The sequence below is a fragment of the Agrobacterium sp. MCAB5 genome, from assembly GCF_052114365.1.
Taxonomy (GTDB): Bacteria; Pseudomonadota; Alphaproteobacteria; order Rhizobiales; family Rhizobiaceae; genus Agrobacterium; species Agrobacterium tumefaciens.
In genome coordinates, this window is sequence record NZ_JBFREP010000199.1 from 1 (window position 1) to 517 (window position 517).

The 517-nt window shown below is 56.6% G+C and carries 2 pseudogenes; both read left to right on the top strand.

The annotated features are described in order from the left end of the window. A pseudogene (locus AB4Z23_RS28200) lies at nucleotides 1-67 on the top strand (AzlD family protein); the annotation flags it as partial. A 188-nt stretch (nucleotides 68-255) separates the two neighbouring features. Next, nucleotides 256-517, top strand: a pseudogene (locus tag AB4Z23_RS28205) (ABC transporter ATP-binding protein); the annotation flags it as partial.

Below are 517 nucleotides of genomic sequence, written 5' to 3' on the forward strand. Positions count from 1 at the left end.
CAGCCTGCTCCCAGCCGCAACGCTCGGCGTCGTCACCGTGGCGCTTTTGCGCGGAATCGGATTGTGAGGCAATCCCGCCAAAGTTCTGAAAAGATTCTGCTTGCCCCGATCGCTAAAAGCCCGATCCCCCGCCAATCTCTTTTGTGCGTCATATTAAATATAAATCAACCTCCCTGAGACTGGGTTGAGAAGGGAGTGTCGAGCCGCTATCCAATGCGCGTAACATCTGTCAGGCAGCGCGGGCRGGAGAGAGTGATGACGGGCAATCGCGAAGTTGCATTCGGACCGCTTTCCCGCATCTATGCCGAAGATCTGAAGACGTCATGGCCGTCGATCATCTTTCTGCTGCTGACGATCCTGCTCGGGTCGCTTCTTACCACCGTCGGCCCTCTCGTGTTTTCCCGCCTGATCGACGATATGCCAGACGCACCGCTGCAATGGATGCTTGGATTTTCGCTTTATGCGGCCCTTACGGCACTGGCGACCGGCATTCAGCGCTCCACGCAATATATGTCGG